General features: G+C 73.0%; 12 protein-coding genes. 3 read left to right on the top strand and 9 right to left on the bottom strand.

Annotation, left to right across the window (positions count from 1 at the left end; genetic code table 11):
* Positions 1-51 precede the first annotated feature (51 nt).
* The 9 genes from AB0D32_RS32495 to AB0D32_RS32455 form a co-directional block, all read right to left on the bottom strand.
* Positions 52-1038 carry an NAD-dependent epimerase/dehydratase family protein gene (locus AB0D32_RS32495; RefSeq protein WP_357098731.1) on the bottom strand — a complete coding sequence of 329 codons (987 nt, stop codon included), beginning with the start codon at positions 1036-1038 and terminating at the stop codon, positions 52-54.
* A complete protein-coding gene (locus AB0D32_RS32490; protein ID WP_357098728.1) occupies positions 1035-2381 on the bottom strand; it encodes a nucleotide sugar dehydrogenase in 1347 nt (448 codons plus the stop codon). Before AB0D32_RS32490 ends, AB0D32_RS32495 begins: the two co-directional genes overlap by 4 nt.
* Before the next feature lie 51 nt (positions 2382-2432).
* Complete coding sequence (rfbH, locus tag AB0D32_RS32485; RefSeq protein ID WP_357098725.1) at positions 2433-3737, bottom strand: lipopolysaccharide biosynthesis protein RfbH; 1305 nt, start codon at positions 3735-3737, stop codon at positions 2433-2435.
* Between the two features lie 58 nt (positions 3738-3795).
* Positions 3796-4857 (bottom strand): glucose-1-phosphate thymidylyltransferase, encoded by a 1062-nt coding sequence (locus AB0D32_RS32480; RefSeq protein WP_357098722.1) that lies wholly within the window; start codon positions 4855-4857, stop codon positions 3796-3798.
* Positions 4858-4920: 63 nt separating this feature from the next.
* Positions 4921-6075, bottom strand: a complete 1155-nt coding sequence (locus tag AB0D32_RS32475; protein ID WP_357098719.1) for a DegT/DnrJ/EryC1/StrS family aminotransferase — start codon at positions 6073-6075, stop codon at positions 4921-4923.
* Between the two features lie 178 nt (positions 6076-6253).
* Positions 6254-7597, bottom strand: coding sequence for a nucleotide disphospho-sugar-binding domain-containing protein (locus AB0D32_RS32470; RefSeq protein ID WP_357098716.1), 1344 nt, complete (start codon positions 7595-7597; stop codon positions 6254-6256).
* Between the two features lie 50 nt (positions 7598-7647).
* A complete protein-coding gene (locus tag AB0D32_RS32465) occupies positions 7648-8448 on the bottom strand; it encodes an SAM-dependent methyltransferase (RefSeq protein WP_357098713.1) in 801 nt (266 codons plus the stop codon).
* Between the two features lie 69 nt (positions 8449-8517).
* Positions 8518-9003, bottom strand: a complete 486-nt coding sequence (locus AB0D32_RS32460) for an SgcJ/EcaC family oxidoreductase (protein WP_357098710.1) — start codon at positions 9001-9003, stop codon at positions 8518-8520.
* Between the two features lie 36 nt (positions 9004-9039).
* The gene (locus AB0D32_RS32455) at positions 9040-9507 is read right to left on the bottom strand and encodes an SgcJ/EcaC family oxidoreductase (RefSeq protein ID WP_357098707.1); all 468 of its coding nucleotides are present in this window, start codon (positions 9505-9507) and stop codon (positions 9040-9042) included.
* A gap of 396 nt (positions 9508-9903) precedes the next feature.
* Between AB0D32_RS32455 and AB0D32_RS32450 the strand changes: the two genes are divergently transcribed.
* From AB0D32_RS32450 to AB0D32_RS32440, 3 genes are all read left to right on the top strand, one after another.
* Positions 9904-11085 carry an acyl-CoA dehydrogenase family protein gene (locus AB0D32_RS32450; protein WP_357098704.1) on the top strand — a complete coding sequence of 394 codons (1182 nt, stop codon included), beginning with the start codon at positions 9904-9906 and terminating at the stop codon, positions 11083-11085.
* A 107-nt stretch (positions 11086-11192) separates the two neighbouring features.
* Positions 11193-12785 carry a GMC family oxidoreductase N-terminal domain-containing protein gene (locus tag AB0D32_RS32445; RefSeq protein ID WP_357098701.1) on the top strand — a complete coding sequence of 531 codons (1593 nt, stop codon included), beginning with the start codon at positions 11193-11195 and terminating at the stop codon, positions 12783-12785.
* Positions 12786-12917: 132 nt separating this feature from the next.
* The gene (locus AB0D32_RS32440) at positions 12918-13373 is read left to right on the top strand and encodes an SgcJ/EcaC family oxidoreductase (RefSeq protein WP_357098698.1); all 456 of its coding nucleotides are present in this window, start codon (positions 12918-12920) and stop codon (positions 13371-13373) included.
* Positions 13374-13761 lie beyond the last annotated feature (388 nt).

Here is a 13761-nt window from a genome sequence, read left to right as displayed (position 1 = left end):
GCGGCCCCCCCCCCCCCGGGGGGGGCGGGCCCGCGCCTCGGTGTCGGGGCGTCAGCTCGCGCCGGTGTCGGGCAGGGCCAACCACCAGGGGTTCTCCCGGGCCCAGTGCACCGTGCGCTCCAGGCCGGTACGCAACGGCACGTCGCACTTCCAGCCCAGCAGCGTGCGGGCCTTCGTCGTGTCCGGGATCCGCCGGGCCAGGTCCTCGTACGCGCTGCCCAGCACCCGGTGGGTGTCCACGTCGGTCACGGCGTCGGTGCCGGTGAACGTGCCGATCATCTCCGCCACCTCGGCGATGGTGTTCTCCACCATGCTGCCGATGTTGAACGACTCGCCGAGCGCCGCCGGGTTGGTGGCGGCGGCGAGCGTACCGGCGACGGCGTCGTCGACGAAGGTGAAGCAGCGGGTCTGCCGGCCCTGGTCGTAGACCACCACCGGGCGCCCGTTCAGCGCCCGGTGCACCGAGCGGCTGACCAGGTACGCCGGGCGCTGCCGGGGGCCGTAGACGTTGAAGTAGCGGACGATGGTCGCCGCCAGCCCGTGCTGCCGCGCGAAGGCGTACGTCAGGTGCTCGGTCAGGGCCTTGCTCGACGAGTACGTCCAGCGGTCGGCGGACGTCGCGCCGAGCACCCGGTCGTCCTCCTCCGCCCACGGCACCGCCGGGTTCTTGCCGAAGACCTCGCTGGTGCTGGCGAGCACGACCCGGGCCCCGGCCCGGCAGGCGAGGTCGAGCACGTTGCGGGTACCGGTGAAGTTGATGTCGACGACGTCCAGCGGACGGGACAGGTACTGGTCGACGCCCACCACGGCGGCCAGGTGGTAGACGACGTCGACGCCGGGGGTGATCGCCTCGGCCAGCCGGCGCGGGTCGCGGACGTCGCCCTCCACCAGGCGGGCGTGCGTCGCGGCCGGCGAGCGTCCCACCGGCGGGGCCGGGCCGTCGAAGACGGTGACGTCGTCGCCGCGCTCCAGCAGCCGGTCGACCAGGTGACCGCCGATGAAGCCGTGCCCGCCGGTCACCACCACCCGCGCGCTCACCGGCCGATCCCCCGGTAGTGGTAGCCGGCGGCCCGCAGCTGGGCGATCCTGTCCTTCGGGAAGTACGCGCGCCCGTCGAGCACCAGGCAGGGCCGGGACACCGGCAGCGCGGCGTAGTCGATCTCGGCGAACCGCCGGTGGTGGGCCAGTACGGCCACGCAGTCCGTGCCCCGTACCGCCTCGTCGAGGCTGTCGACCGGCCGCAGGCCGAAGAGCTTCTCCGCCTCGTCCGGGTCGACCAGGGGGTCGTGCAGGCGTACCTCGCAACCGGCCTCGCGCAGGGCCGCGACGGCCGGCAGCGTCGGGGTGGCCCGCAGGTCGCCGGTGTCGTTCTTGAACGCCAGGCCCAGCACCGTCACCGTCGCCGTCTCCGCGGACCTGCCGAGAGCGGCCAGCTCGTCCAGGGCCAGGCGCGCCGTGTAGCCCGGCATCCCCGCGTTCACCTGCCGGCCGGCCGGCGCGGTGAGGATCTCCAGGCCCCGCTCCCGGGCGGAGTGCCAGACCATCCACGGGTCCTTGGTCAGGCAGGAGCCGCCGACCCCGACACTGGGCAGCAGGATGTTGATGTTGCTCTTGCCCTTCGGGATGCTGTTGGCGGCCGAGATGACGTCCAGCACGTCGACGTCGAACAGCGCGCTGAACTTGGCCAGCTCGTTGGCGAGCGCGATGTTCAGGTCGATCCACCAGTTGTCGGCGAGCTTGACGATCTCCGCCGCCTCCAGGGAGTCCACCGGGATCACCTCCACCCCGAGCGCCCGCTGCCAGAACCCGCCGGCCGCGCGGGTGCTGTCGGCGTCCAGGCCGCCGGCGACGATGGGGAAGGTCCGCAGCTCGCGCAGGGCGGTGCCCTCGGCGAGGCGCTCCGGGGTGAAGGCGATGCCGAAGTCGGTCCCGCCGCGCAGCCCGCCGCGCTCCAGCAGCGGCAGCACGAAGTCGCGGGTGGTGCCCGGCGGGACCGTGCTCTTGATCACGACCAGTTGGCCGGGCCGCAGGTGGCGGGCCAACTCGACGCAGGCGCCACGGAGCTGCTCGTCGGCGAGCGAGCCGTCGCGGCGCACCGGCGTACCGACGGTGACGAGGACGACGTCGGTCTCGGCCAGCGCCGCGTAGTCGGTGGTCACCCGCAGCCGGCCACCCTCGATGCCGGCGCGGACCAGCTCCGGCAGGCCGGGCTCCTCGAACCGGCAGTGCCCGTCCCGCAGCTCGTCGACCAGGTGCGGGTCGACGTCCACGCCCGTCACGTCCAGGCCGCGTTCGGCCAGGACCGCGGCGATGCAGGACCCGACGTAGCCGAGCCCGACGACCGCCACCCGAGGTTCTCGTTGGTCGGACAGAACACCCATCTGTGCTCCAATCAGGGAAGCTGCCGGGCCCCAGGTCCGGGACCCCGCCGGTCAGCCGTAGGTCTTGACGAACTCGCGGATGGACGAGACGACGTAGTCGACCATCTCGTCGGTGAGCCCGGGGAAGACCCCGACATGGAAGGTCTGGCTGGTCACGATGTCGCTGTTGGTCAGCTCGCCGACGACCCGGTACTGCTGGTCGGCGTACGCGGGGTGCCGGGTCAGGTTGCCCGCGAACAGCCGCCGGGTGCCGATCTTGCGATCCTCCAGGAAGCCCACCAGCTCGGGCACGTCGAACGGCGCCCCCGGCTCCACCGTGATCACGAAGCCGTACCAGCTCGGGTCGCTGCGCGGCGTGGCGTGCGGCAGCAGCAGGTGCGGCACCCCGTCCAGTCCCTCGCGCAGGCGCCGCCAGTTGTGCCGCCGGGCGGCGCAGAACTCGTCGACGCGGGCCAGCTGGGCCAGCCCCAGGGCGGCCTGCAGGTCGGTGGTCTTCAGGTTGTACCCGACGTGCGAGTAGATGTACTTGTGGTCGTAGCCCTCCGGGAGGGTGCCCAGCTGGTGCTCGAACCGCTTCATGCAGGTGTTGCTCTTGCCCGGGTCACACCAGCAGTCCCGGCCCCAGTCGCGCAGCGACTCCACGATCCGGGCCAGGGCCAGGTTGTTGGTGACCACGCAGCCGCCCTCGCCCATCGTCATGTGGTGCGCGGGATAGAAGCTCGCCGAGGCCAGGTCGCCGAAGCTGCCGGTGGGCCGGCCGTCGTAGAAGGACCCGACGGCGTCGCAGTTGTCCTCGATGAGGAACAGGTCGTGCTCCTTGGCGAGCTGCGCCATCTCGGCGACCGCGAACGGGTTGCCCACCGCGTGGGCCAGGATGATGGCCCTGGTCTTCGGGCCGATCGCGGCGGCCACCCGCTCGACGGTGGCGTTGTAGGTGCCCAACTCGATGTCGACGAAGACCGGCACCAGCCCGTTCTGCAGGATCGGGTTGACCGTGGTGGGGAACCCGGCCGCCACCGTGATCACCTCGTCGCCCCGGCGTAGCCGCCGGTCGCCGAGCTGGGCCGAGGTGAGCGCCGAGACCGCCAGCAGGTTGGCCGAGGAACCGGAGTTGCACAGGTGCGCCTTGCGGACCCGCAGCTTGCGGGCGAAGGCCGACTCGAAGCGGCGGGCGTTCTGCCCGGACGCGATCCGCAGGTCCAGCGCGGCCTCGACCAGCGCCACCCGCTCCTCGGCGCCCAGCACCGCGCCCGACGGCCAGATCTCGGTCTCCCCCGGGACGAACGGCCGATCCTCCTGGACCTCCTGGTGGTACTTGCGGACGCTGTCCAGCAGCAGCGCCTTGGGGTCGCTCATCCCATCTTCCTCTCGGATCGTGCCCGGCAGCGGGCGTCGGTCGGCGGCCGTACGAGCGTCATGCGGCGAGTTCGATCCGGGTGTGGTCGCCGACCACCAGCCGGCTCCCGGCCGCCGGGCTGAGGCTGACCGTGGCCGACCGGCCGATCAGGCAGCCGCGCAGGCCACGGACGGCGGTTATCGAGGCGTCCTCCAGCACGATCGAGTCGGCCACCTCGGCGTCGACGAGCCGGCAGCCGCGCCCGATCGCGGTGTGCGGGCCGATCCGGCACCCCTCGATCACGGTGCCCGCGCCGATGACCACCGGGCCCTCGACACGGCTGGCGACGATCCGGGCGCCCGGCTCCACGACCACGGCGCCGGTCAGCTCGCTCGCCTCGTCCACGGTGCCGGCGACCGCGCGCGGCTGGCCGTCGAGTAGGTGCCGGTTGCAGGCCAGCAGGTCCGCCACCCGGCCGGTGTCGCGCCAGTACCCGTCGTACTCGCTGGCGCGCACCTGCGCGCCGCTGGTGACCAGCCACTGCACCGCGTCGGTGATCTCCAGCTCGCCCCTCTGGCTGGGCGTGATGGCGTCGACACCCGCGTGGATGGCCGGGGTGAAGAAGTAGACGCCGACCAGCGCGAGATCCCCCCGCGGCTGCCGGGGCTTCTCCACCAGCCGGCGTACCGTGCCGTCGGGGTCCCGCTCCACGATGCCGAAGGCGCGCGGATCGTCCACCTTGTGCACGAGCACCTGGGCCGCCGGGCGGTGCCGGCGGAACTGGTCGGCGTACCGGGCGACACCCTCGGGCAGCATGACGTCGCCGAGGTACATGACGAAGTCGTCGTCGCCCAGGAACGGCCGGGCCAGGCGGACGCAGTCGGCCAGCCCTCGGGGCCGGTCCTGACGCAGGTAGGTCAGCCGGACCCCGAGGCGGGAGCCGTCGCCGAGGGCCTCGCCGATCTGGTCGGCCCAGCTGCCCACGATCACGCCGATCTCGGTCACGCCGGCGTCGCGGACGCTCTCCAGCACGTGCTCCAGGACCGGCTTGTTCGCGACCGGGACGAGTTGCTTGGGCATCGAGTGGCTCAGCGGGCGCAACCGGGTGCCGGCGCCGCCGGAGAGCACCAGGGCCTTCATCGGGGCCTCCCGGCGTCGGTGCCCCGTCGCCGGGGCGGGCCGGCCACCGGCTGTGCCGCCCGGTCAGTCACCGGCCCGGCCCTGTCGCTGCTCGACGGACTTGCGCAGGCCGTCGACGACCGTTCGTACGTCTGCATCGTCCAGTCCCTGGTGGATCGGTAGGAGGAGGGTGGTCCGCGCCGCCTCGTCGGCGCCGGGCAGGTGCCGACCGGCGCCGTACGCGGGCACCTTGTGCAGCGGCGCGTAGCGGAACGTGGTGTAGATCCCGACGTCGAGCAGGTCGGCGGCCACCTGGTCGCGGATCGCCGGGTCGAGCTGCACCCAGTAGAAGTAGTGCGAACCGCGCTGCCCGGCGGGCAACGGCGGGGGGAGCCGGACGCCCTCGACGTCGGCGAGCAGCCGGTCGTACGCCGCGGCGATCTCCCGCCGTCGCGCGACGAACCCGGGCAGGCGACGGAGCTGGACCAGCCCGATCGCCGCGGTGAGGTCGTTGCCGACCACCCGGCGACCGAAGTCGCGTACGTTCAGCTCCCACCAGCGGTGCGGCACCCCCTTGCCGGCGGCGGAGAAGCCGCTGGCGTGCTCCAGCCCGTGGTACGCCAGCCGGTGGGCCCGCCGCGCCAGCTCCGCGTCGCGCACGTGCAGCATGCCGCCGTCGCCGGTGACCAGGATCTTCATCGCGTCGAAGCTCCACATGGCGATGTCGCCGAAGCTGCCGCACGGGCGCCCGTCGACGGTCGACGCGACGGCGCACGCCGCGTCCTCCACCAGAGCCACCCCGCGCCGGCGGCACAGCTCGGCGATCTCGGCCACCTCGCCGGGTACGCCGCCGTAGTGCAGCAGGATCACCGCCTTCGTGGTGGCCGTCAGGGCCCGCTCCACGTCGGCCACGGACGGGTTGAGCGTGCGCGGGTCGACGTCGCAGAAGACCGGTCGGGCACCGGCCGAGGCGATGGCGTTGGCCGCCCCGACGAAGCTGATCGAGGGCAGCACCACCTCGTCGCCCGGCCCGAGCCCCAGCAGCTCCACGGCGAGGAAGAGGCCGGAGGTGGCCGAGTTGATGAAGATCGTCCGCTCGGGTACCAGGCCGGCGTGCGCGGCGAACTCCTGCTCGAACTCCCTGGTGCGTGGCCCGTGCCCCAGCCAGTTGCTGTCGAAGACGGCGCGGACGGCGTCGAGCTCCTCGGCGCCGAGGCTCGGCTGGAAGACGTTGATCATCGCTTCTCCTGTGGTCGGGGACGCACGTCCACCGACGGCGACGCGGGTGGCGGCGGGCAGGCGGCAGCGGGGCGGCGCGGGGCGCCACCCGGGTGGGCCGCTGGCGGGCGGTGCGCGACCGGATGGTGCCGGCGGGCGTCCGGTCCGGCCCGCCCGCCGGCGGCGGCGACGGCCTGGGTCAGGCCCGGTGCCGTCGGGTGAGCTTCTCCAACACCGGGACGGTCTCGGTCGGGCTGGGCGTGGCGAGCAGGTCGTCGTGGAGCGAGTCGGCGCCCTGCCGGAACGCCGGCTCGTCGAGCACGCGGACCAGCTGCTTGCGCATCGCGTCCACGGAGAGGTTCTTGATGTCCAGGACCAACCCCGCGCCGCGCTCGGCGACGCAGCGGGCGGTCACCGACGACTCGATGTGCTTGGTGGCCATCGACCACTCCAGGCCGTCGGCCTCGATGGTGATCATGCCGTTGTCGTCGTCGGAGTCGGTGATCAGCTGCGGCACCCGCAGCGCCACCGCGCTGGCGAAGGTGCCCATGCCGCCGTGGTGCACCAGCGCGGAACAGGACGGCAGCAGCTGGGTCAGGGGCAGGTAGTCCACCGCGCGCACGTTGTCCGGCAGCTTCGGCATGCCGGCCAACTGGTCGGCGTTGAGCGTGGCGACCACGTCGACGTCCAGGTCGGAGACCATCTCCAGCAGGCCGGGCACGTGGTCCCAGCCCCCCTTGAAGTACATCCGCTGGGACAGCCCGAGGGAGAGCGCGACGCGGGGTCGCTCCGGCCGCTGGTGCAGCCAGCGGGGCAGCACCGTCTGCCCCGAGTACGGCACCCAACGCACCGGCACCGTCCTGGCGCTGGTCGGCAGTCGTACGCCCGGGGGAGTGGGATCGACGGTCCACTGGCCCAGCAGCAGCTCGTCGTCGATCTCCAGCCCGTACCGCTCGGCCGCCGGGCGCATGGTCTCGACCAGCGGGTTCTCCTCCGGGCCCGGGCCCGGCCGGGCGGCCCGCTCGGCGAACCGGTCCATCGTCGAGGCGAAGTAGTCCAGCCCCCAGAGCAGCCGCGCCTGCGCCGCCCCGGCGACGCGCGCCGCCACCGCGCCGGCCGGGAAGCACGGGTCCCAGAGCACCAGGTCAGGCTGCCAGTCGCGGGTGAAGGCGACCAGGTCGTCGAGGACCGGGTGCGGGTCGCGGGCGGTGGACCCGACCGGGTGGAAGTCCCACATGGAGGGGAGCATGAACTGGTAGAAGACGTCCCAGACCTCCTTGTCCGCGGGCGTCAGCTCCAGCGCCTCGGTGATCCGGTCGAGCCGCTGCTTGACGCTGCGCGGCTGCGGCCGGCCGGGCCCCATCGGCATGATCTCCGGGGCGCCGACCGCGACCGGGGTCAGCCCGACCGCCAGCGTGCTCTCCGCCAGGATCGGGTGGGACGCGACGCGGACCTCGTGGCCGGCGCTCTGCAACGCCCACGCGAGCGGAACCAGCGGGTACAGGTGGGCCGGGTTGGGCCACAGGGCGAACACGACGCGCATGTCTCTCCTCGGTTGTGGGTCCAGGTGGGTGCTGCGGCGGGCGGGACGGCTCAGAGCTTGCGCGCCACCCCGGCGTACATCCGGTCGGTGGAGGTGGCGTCCGGGTCGTCGGGCCGCCACCGGCCGGTCGGCACGAGGCCGGGCGTGACGAGTTCGAAGCCCTCGAAGAGCTCGCCGATCTGCGCGGCGGTCCGGTAGACCATCGGCGCGGTGGCGTTGCGGTAGCTGTCCTCCATCATCCTGCGCTCCTCGTCGGGCCCACCCTCCACGCAGAGGTGGGACAGGGCCAGGTAGGAGCCGGGAGCCATCCGGTCGCGGAAGGCCCGGATGATGCCCTTCGGGTCCTCGCTGTCGCGGACGAAGTGGAACACCGCGATGAACAGCACCCCGACGGGCTGGGAGAAGTCGATCAGGGACTTGGTGTCGGGGTGGTCGAGGATCGACCCGGGGTCGCGGAGGTCGGCGGTGAAGATCCCGGTGTTGGCCCGCTCGTCCTCGGTGAGCAGGCGCCTGCCGTGCTCGGCGACCGCCGGATCGTTGTCCACGTAGATCACCCGGGGCTGCGGCACGGCGCGGCGTGCCACGTGGTGGGTGTTCTCCTGACTCGGCAGGCCCGCCCCGACGTCGACGAACTGCCGGATCCCGCACTCGGCCGCGAGGTGCCGGACGGCGCGGCCCAGGAAGCGCCGGTTCTCCCACACCACGTCGCGGGTCAGCGTCTGTCCGACCCGCCCGATGACGGCCTCCGCCGCGGCCCGGTCCACCGGGTAGTTGTTCGTGCCGTGGAGGAAGTAGTCGTACATCCGCGCCGGCGACGGCCGTTCCACGGACTGGGCAGGATCTGTCGACATCGGTCTCTCCTCGTACGTCGCTGGATGGGACTGCTGGTGGGGGCCGGCCCCGACGGGCCGGCCCCCGGGTCAGCCGGTGACAGGACTGCTCTGGTGCGAGAGGAGCAGTGGGCGGCCGTCGTCCTGGCGGACGATGATCCAGGTGGCCCGGATGTGCCGCTCGGCGGCGACCTCGCTCTCGCCGGCGAGGATGATGCCGCCGCCGGTGACCACCATGGCGACGTCGGGGTGCAGGAAGTTGACCGACACCGGGTAGCCCTTGACGTAGGCGCCCCGGTACGGGCCCGCGAACCCCTTGGCCATGAAGGCGCGGATCTCCTCGCGGCTGGTCAGCTGCTCGTCGCCCATGAGCAGACTGCCGTTCTCCGCGAAGAGGCCGGCGAAGAAGTCCGGGTCGTTGGCCTTCCACGCGGCCTGGATCAGCTGCGGTACGGCCAGGACGGCCTTCTCGTCGTCACTGACGAATTCCCGGTAGTAGGAGTGGTCCTCCGCGACGCGGGCGGCCTCGAGGATCTCCGTCGCGTCGCGCCACCGCGACGCTGCCTTGGTGGTCATGGGTGCTCCTTGCCGATCGTCGCGGGGAATGGGCGGTCACCAGCGCAGCGTCGCGCCGGCACCGCGGGGGCTGTTCTGGTAGCCGGCGAGCTTCCACTCGCCGTCGCGCTTGACCACGACCCACGTCGAGCGGACGGCGAGCTCCGGGGCGATCTCGGTCTCGCCGGGGGCGAGGATGCCGCCGTGGGTGCGCAGCAGGGCGACCTCGTCGTTGACGAACCGCACGTCGACGGGGTTGCCGGTGACGCCGGTGCCCTTGAACGGGCCGGCGTAGGCGGCGGCCATGAACGAGTAGATCTCGTCGCGGCCCTTCTTGTAGACGTCGCCGGGGAGGATGAGGATGCCGTCCTCGGTGAAGCTGTCGGCGACGCCGGCGGCGTCGTTGCGGCTCCAGGCGGCGACCAGCCGCAGCGGGACGCTGAGGGCCTCCTTCTCCTTCTCGCTGGTGAAGGGCCCGTAGTAGGCGTCGAGATCGGGTCGGTTGGCCTCGGTGGTCGTGGTCATGGGGGTGCTCCTTCGTCGGTTCGGGCGGCGGGGTGCGCCGACGCCGGGTACCGGTCGTGATCGCTACCCCGAATCGTTGCCGGGGGCCGTCACCGGCTGCATCTCCTTGATTGCGCTGCCGTACCAGCTGGGCCCACCGCGGCGGCGGGCCGGAGCTGGCGGACCGCGCGACACCGCACTTGCGGAGATGCGTCGGGCTCCGGCGGGAGCAGACGATGCCAGGGCCACCCCAGGCGGGGCGCGCCCCGTGCGACCGCGCCGCCCGCCGCCGGTGACGGATGGCCGGACCGGACGCGACCGGGGCGGACGCCCCCGCCGGCCCGGTCCCGCGCCGTGCGCCCGGCGGTCACGCGGCGGTGGTGTAACCGCCGAACCGACGATTTCGAGGAGGTCAGGGTGGACGTCACCCAGACGGTGCCCGGCACGGAACTGGTGCGTCGCGCGACGGAGCTGGTGCCCCTGTTGCAGAAGTACGCGAGCTGGTCCGAGGAGAACCGCCGTATGCACGACGAGGTGGTCGAGGCGATGGCCGCCGCCGGCCTGTTCCGGATGCGGATCCCGAAGCGGTACGGGGGGTACGAGTCGGACACCCGGACGCTGACCGACGTGACGGCCCAGCTGGCCCGGGGTGACGGCTCCGTCGCCTGGACCGCCTCGGTGTGGTGCATCCCGGGCTGGATGGTCGGGATGTTCCCCGACGAGGTGCAGGACGAGGTGTTCGGCACGCCCGACGTCCGGGTCTGCGGCACGTTGAGCCCCACCGGCAGCGCGAAGCTTCAGCCGGGGGGCGTCCTGCTCAACGGCCAGTGGGGGTTCATCAGCGGTGCCCTGCACAGCCAGTGGCAGGAGATCATCGCGATGGGGGCGGCGCCGGACGGCACCCCGATGCCCCTGATGATGCTGGTGCCCATGTCGGACCTGGAGGTCGTCGACGACTGGCACACCGCGGGGATGCGGGGCTCGGGCAGCGTCACCACCGTCGCCCGGGACGTGTTCGTGCCGCAGGAGCGGGTGCTGCCGCTGCCGGCGATCCTCCAGGGCCAGTACGCCTCGAAGCTCAACGCCGAGTCGCCGATGTACCGCGCACCCCTGCTCGGCGTCGCCGCCGCGTCCTCGGTCGGCACCGTGATGGGGCTGGCCAGGGCAGCCCGGGAGGCGTTCTTCGAGCGGCTGCCCGGCCGGAAGATCACCTACACCGACTACGCCAGCCAGGCGGAGGCGCCGGTGACCCACCTCCAGGTTGCCGAGGCGACGTTGAAGGCCGACCAGGCGGATTTCCACGGGTACCGGGTCGCCGACCTGACCGACAGCAAGGGCCGCTCCGGCGAACCGTGGACGCTCGAGGAGCGGGTCCGTTCCCGTGCCGACGTGGGCGCGGTCTGCCAGCTGGGCCGCGAGGCGGTGGAGGTGCTGGCCCGGGCCAGCGGCGGATCGTCGGTCTACAGCTCGGTGCCGATCCAGCGGATCGCCCGGGACGTGCAGACGGTCAACCTGCACGCCCTGATGACGCCGCAGACCAACTTCGAGCTCTACGGCCGGGTGCTCTGCGGCCTGGAGCCGAACAGCTTCTACATCTGACACCGGGCTCGGGCCGCGGCAGCCGGTGACGCCGGTCGCGGCCCGGGATCCCGTACCAGCTGCGCTGATGTCACGCCTGCGGGCGGGCACGCGACGAGGAGGGGTGGATGTACGACTATGTAATCGTCGGCGCGGGATCGGCGGGCTGCGTGCTGGCCGCGCGACTGAGCGAGGATCCCGACGTCCGGGTCTGCCTCGTCGAGGCCGGCCCGGCGGACACGGCGCAGAACGTGCACGTTCCGGTGGCGTTCGGCCAACTGTTCCGCACCCAGCTCGACTGGGACTACGACACGCACGACGAGCCGTACCTGCACCGTCGCCGGATCTACCTGCCCCGCGGCCGGGTCCTGGGCGGCACCAGCTCGATCAACACGATGATCTACGTCCGGGGCAACCGGTCCGACTTCGACGGGTGGAACCAGCCCGGATGGAGTTTCGACGAGCTGCTGCCGTACTTCAGGCGGTCGGAGGACAACGAGCGGGGCGAGTCGGCCTACCACGGGACGGGCGGTCCGCTGCGGGTCTCCGACGGCCGGTCCCGCAACCCGATGTCCGCCGCCTTCGTCGCGGCGGCCCAGCAGGCCGGCTTCGGCGCCAACGACGACTTCAACGGCGCCCAGCAGGACGGCTTCGGGCTGTTCCAGCTGACCCAGCGCGACGGCCGGCGGGCCAGCACCGCCACCGCCTTCCTGCACCCCGCGGCCGACCGGCCCAACCTGACCGTCGAGGTGAACCTCCAGGTGCACCGGGTGCTGGTCGAGAACGGCCGGGCGGTGGGTGTGGTGGGCCAGCGGCTCGGCGAGGACATCGAGATCCGGGCCGAGCGGGAGGTGGTGCTGTCCGGCGGGGCGTACAACTCGCCGCAGCTGCTCATGCTCTCCGGCATCGGGCCGGCGGCGCTGCTCACGGCGCTCGGCGTGCCGGTCGTGCTGGACCAGCCGCAGGTCGGGCAGAACCTCCAGGACCACCTCCTGGTGCCGTTGATCTACGCCCACTCGCACCCGGTCAGCCTGATCGCCGCCGGCACCCCCGACGACCTCGAGCAGTTCGTGTCCGAGGGGCGGGGGCCGATGACCTCCAACGGCCCCGAGGCGGGCGGCTTCGTCCGGACCGCCGACGGACTGTCCGCGCCGGACGTGGAGTTCCTGTCCGCGCCGGTGATGTTCGCCGACAACGGCCTCGGTACGCCCACCGACCACGCCCTGTCCTACGGCCCGTCGATGCTGGCGCCCCGCAGCCGGGGCAGCGTGCAGCTCGCCCTGCCCGACCCCACCGCGAAGCCGAAGATCGTCCACAACTACCTCGCCGAGGAGTCCGACCTGGACGACGCGGTGGCCGCGTTGCGCATCGGGCTGGACATCGCCCGGCAGTCGGCCCTCGCGCCGTACACGGAGCGGCCGTTCCGGCCGCCGGCCTCGGAGTCCGACGCGGACCTGCGGGACTACGTACGCCGGTACGCGCACTCCATCTACCACCCGGCCGGCACCTGTGCCATGGGTGCCGTGGTCGACGCGGAGCTGCGGGTCCTCGGCGTCGACGGGCTGCGCGTCGCGGACGCCTCCGTGATGCCCCGTCTGGTCAGCGGCAACCCGAACGCCGCGACCATCGCCATCGGCGAGAAGGCGGCGGACCTGATCAGGGGGGTGGCCGCGGCCACCGAGCCGGCGCTGGCCGCCGGTGCGGCGGGCCCGGCGCGGTAGCGCGCCGGGCGGGGTCACGGCCGGCGACGCGACCCGGTCGTGGCCCGAGGCGGTGACCACCAGCGGTATCAGTGCCGGCGCGACCGGAGCGCCGGCGAGCACCCACATCCGACACCGGCAGAGGAGCACACCATGACCAACAAGGCAGCGTCGCTGGTCGAGCAGTCCAAGAAGTGGGCGAAGCACTACGGACCGTACAGCAACGGGGAGGAGGGCCACGCCCTCACCGCGCCGCTGCGGGTGCGGGCCAACTGGGACGCCAACGACGCCGACGCCATCGCCGAGATGTTCACCGACAACGGCAGCATGCTGATGGGCGACGAGCAGCTCAAGAGCCGGGACGAGATCCGGGCCTGGCTGACCGATGCGTTCGCCGGTCCGTACAAGGGGGCGCGGATGACCTTCGAGCCCGTCGAGATCAGCATGCTGCACCGGGACTCGGCCATGATCGTCGCCGAGGGCGGCATCCTGCTGGCCGGCGAGAACGAGGTCGCCCCCGAGCGGAGCAGCCGCATCGTCTTCATCACCGTCCGCGCCGACGGCGACTGGCAGGTCCTGTCCTACCAGTCGAGCCCGGTCAGGGGCTGACCCGGCCCACCCCGTCGACCCGGGCCCGGGACGCGACGACCGGCTCCGGCCGGCCGCGTCCCGGGCCCGGGCGCGTCGCACCCGTGGACCGCCGCCGGACCGGTGCCGGCGGCGGTTCGTCGTACGCCCTGCGGCCCGGCCGTCTCCCGTCCGACGCCGCGTTCCTCGGCCCGGCTGGGCGGTGCGGTGTTCCTCGGCCCCCGGCCGGGGCGTGCCGCATGTTCCCGGCTCCCGGCCGGTGCCGCCGTGGTGTTCGGTCCGGGGTCGCGTGCCGCCGGTGGACCCTGGGCGACGGGGGCCGCGCACACGGAAGCGACCACGGCGCTCGGCCGTGGTCGCGGGTGGTCCCGTGCGCCCCGGCGGGGCCGGCCGGGGGCCCCGGGGGGGA

This window comes from Micromonospora sp. NPDC048170 (assembly GCF_040652795.1).
GTDB lineage: Bacteria > Actinomycetota > Actinomycetes > Mycobacteriales > Micromonosporaceae > Micromonospora.
The sequence above is the reverse complement of the archived record's forward strand: the minus strand, read 5'-3'. Positions and strand labels throughout refer to the sequence as shown.

Coding starts and splice junctions, on each gene's coding strand:
- AB0D32_RS32490 (WP_357098728.1), bottom strand. CDS start 2,381: ATGGGTGTTCTGTCCGACCAACGAGAACCTCGGGTGGCGGTCGTCGGG.
- rfbH (WP_357098725.1), bottom strand. CDS start 3,737: ATGAGCGACCCCAAGGCGCTGCTGCTGGACAGCGTCCGCAAGTACCAC.
- AB0D32_RS32480 (WP_357098722.1), bottom strand. CDS start 4,857: ATGAAGGCCCTGGTGCTCTCCGGCGGCGCCGGCACCCGGTTGCGCCCG.
- AB0D32_RS32475 (WP_357098719.1), bottom strand. CDS start 6,075: ATGATCAACGTCTTCCAGCCGAGCCTCGGCGCCGAGGAGCTCGACGCC.
- AB0D32_RS32470 (WP_357098716.1), bottom strand. CDS start 7,597: ATGCGCGTCGTGTTCGCCCTGTGGCCCAACCCGGCCCACCTGTACCCG.
- AB0D32_RS32465 (WP_357098713.1), bottom strand. CDS start 8,448: ATGTCGACAGATCCTGCCCAGTCCGTGGAACGGCCGTCGCCGGCGCGG.
- AB0D32_RS32460 (WP_357098710.1), bottom strand. CDS start 9,003: ATGACCACCAAGGCAGCGTCGCGGTGGCGCGACGCGACGGAGATCCTC.
- AB0D32_RS32455 (WP_357098707.1), bottom strand. CDS start 9,507: ATGACCACGACCACCGAGGCCAACCGACCCGATCTCGACGCCTACTAC.
- AB0D32_RS32445 (WP_357098701.1), top strand. CDS start 11,193: ATGTACGACTATGTAATCGTCGGCGCGGGATCGGCGGGCTGCGTGCTG.
- AB0D32_RS32440 (WP_357098698.1), top strand. CDS start 12,918: ATGACCAACAAGGCAGCGTCGCTGGTCGAGCAGTCCAAGAAGTGGGCG.